This window comes from Pararcticibacter amylolyticus (genome assembly GCF_003130405.1).
Classification (GTDB): domain Bacteria; phylum Bacteroidota; class Bacteroidia; order Sphingobacteriales; family Sphingobacteriaceae; genus Arcticibacter; species Arcticibacter amylolyticus.
Genome location: NZ_QEAS01000013.1, coordinates 65,045 through 67,407, shown reverse-complemented (window position 1 = coordinate 67,407; position 2,363 = coordinate 65,045). Strand labels below are relative to the sequence as shown.

General features: G+C 50.3%; 2 protein-coding genes. Both read right to left on the bottom strand.

Features of this window, described 5'->3' with window-relative positions:
- Positions 1 to 1,238: 3-phosphoshikimate 1-carboxyvinyltransferase (locus tag DDR33_RS16035; RefSeq protein WP_109416823.1), on the bottom strand; the 1,238-nt coding region annotated here is incomplete at its 3' end.
- The gene (locus DDR33_RS16030) at positions 1,235 to 2,344 is read right to left on the bottom strand and encodes a chorismate mutase (protein WP_109416822.1); all 1,110 of its coding nucleotides are present in this window, start codon (positions 2,342 to 2,344) and stop codon (positions 1,235 to 1,237) included. The genes DDR33_RS16035 and DDR33_RS16030, both read right to left, overlap by 4 nt.
- Positions 2,345 to 2,363 lie beyond the last annotated feature (19 nt).

Here is a 2,363-nt window from a genome sequence, read left to right as displayed (position 1 = left end):
AATTCTTCAAATCCTGCTTTCTTCAGGTCATCCCAGAATGAAGGGTACGATTTACCCACCACCTTTGGATCTTCGATTACGAGCCGCGGAATTTTAAGAGCCAGAGGAGCGAAGGCCATCGCCATGCGGTGATCCTCATAAGTCCTCACGCTGATCGTCTCAGGAAAATGAAGCCCCCTGCTGTCCAGGTGATAGTATCCGTTGTCTTCCAGCAGCAGTACCCCGATCTTCGAAAGCTCGTTCTGCAAAGCTGCAATCCGGTCAGTTTCCTTGATCTTTAGGGTCTCCAGTCCGGTGAAAGTAGCGTTATGCCCCAGGGCAGCGCTGCATACGATCACGGTTTGCGCCAGGTCCGGGCAATCCTTTAAATCAAAAAAATCTTCTTTGATCTGTGATGATACCTTGGAAAGCTCTAACCCTGTTTCTGAAAACGTAGTTTTTACACCAAAGTGCTCCATGATCCCGCTGATCCTGCTATCGCCCTGAAGACTGTTTTTCTTCAGCCAGGGAAGCTGGATATCCGCCTTGTCAGATAAACAGGCGATGGAGTACCAGTAAGAAGCAGCGCTCCAGTCGGGCTCTACCGTAATGGTCGACGCAGAGAACTGCTGAGCCGGGATAATAATCGCATTTTCCTTCCACTGGTGACTGATCCCGCATTCCTGCAGCAGCGCCAGGGTCATCTCCACATAAGGCCTTGATGTAAGTTCGCCTTCAATTTCGAGCATGAGCCCCTCCGGCAGTTGCGACGCAACCAGGAGAAGTGCCGTGATATATTGCGAACTCACATCTCCCTTGATGCCGATAGTCCTGCTTTTTTGTTTGAAATCACGGTGAAACTTCAAAGGGGGGTAGCCGTCTTTTTCCGTATAGTCTATCTCAGCCCCCAGTTCTCTCAGGGCATCCACCAGGATACCGATTGGCCTTTGCTTCATGCGGTCCGTTCCCGTGATGATCACCTCCCTGCCGGTTACAGCAAAGAACGCAGTCAGAAAACGCATTGCAGTACCTGCCGGCCCGATGTCCACTACCGGAATTCCTTCAGCCGCAGAGGTGTTCAGCGCCTTCTCCATCACCACCGTATCGTCAGCTGAGGAGAGGTTTCTCACTTTCACCACCCCGCTGCTCAGGGCGTTTAATACAAGCGCCCGGTTGCTCTCACTTTTTGACCCCGTGAGTTCAATGCTGCAGAATGTATCCGTTGCTGGTTTTGAAAGGATTAACTGTTCCGTTGTCATTTTTCGGAAACAGCAGTCTTGGTATTCATAATCTCGGTCTGTCTCCTGATAGATTCGGCGTGGATCAGCTCGAGCATCTTGGTCGTAAATTCTTCGTCCAGCTTCAGTGCTTTTCCGAAACTTGCACGTTTCTTGATGATCTCATCCCACCGGTTTAACTGGAGGATCGTGATATCATTGTCTCTTTTATACTCACCGATCTTTTCCACGATCGACATTCTTTCTGCAACTTTCTGAATCAGAAGGTCGTCAATCTTGTCAATTTGCTTACGCAGCTCAGCCAGCTTATCCGATACAACCGGGTTTGCAGGCTCCGGAGTACGCACCGTCAGGTGATCGATCAGGTCAGACAGGGCAGAAGGAGTCAGTTGCTGTTTCGCATCTGTCCAGGCCACTGAAGGATCAATATGCGACTCAATCATCAAGCCCTGCATTTCAAGGTCAAGCGCCTTCTGAGAAATATAAGGGATCAGTTCGCGGTTCCCGCAAATATGACTCGGATCGCAGATAACAGGCAGCTGAGGGCAAAGAGTCTTGAGCTGGATGGTCAATTCCCACATCGGTTCGTTGCGGAAAGCTGATTTCTCGAAAGAAGAGAACCCGCGCGAAATAGCAGCAAGTTTTGTGATACCGGCATTGTTAATCCGCTCAAGCGCACCAATCCACAAAGAAAGATCCGGGTTTACCGGGTTTTTTACCATAACCGGGATATCAACGCCCTGCAGAGCATCTGCAATCTCCTGAACCGTAAACGGATTCACGGTCGAACGCGCACCAACCCATAAAATGTCCACTCCCGCAGCCAGCGCTTCTTCCACATGCTTACCATTCGCCACCTCAACCGTTATCGGCAGGCCCGTCGCAAGTTTTGCCTTCTTCAGCCATTCCAGCCCGATGCTGCCAATGCCTTCAAACTCACCCGGACGCGTGCGGGGTTTCCAGATACCAGCCCGCAGGACAGAAATTTTACCTGTTTTAGCGAGCAGATCAGCTGTAGCCAGAAGTTGTTCTTCTGTTTCTGCGCTGCAGGGGCCGGCAATCACCAGCGGCTGGTGAGACGGCTTCAACCATGTATCCAATGGTTCAATGTTGAGATTCAATTTCATACTATAAATATGATTGTTA

Excerpts from the sequence above, each read along its gene's own strand:
- DDR33_RS16030 (WP_109416822.1), bottom strand. The coding sequence starts at position 2,344 with ATGAAATTGAATCTCAACATTGAACCATTGGATACATGGTTGAAGCCG.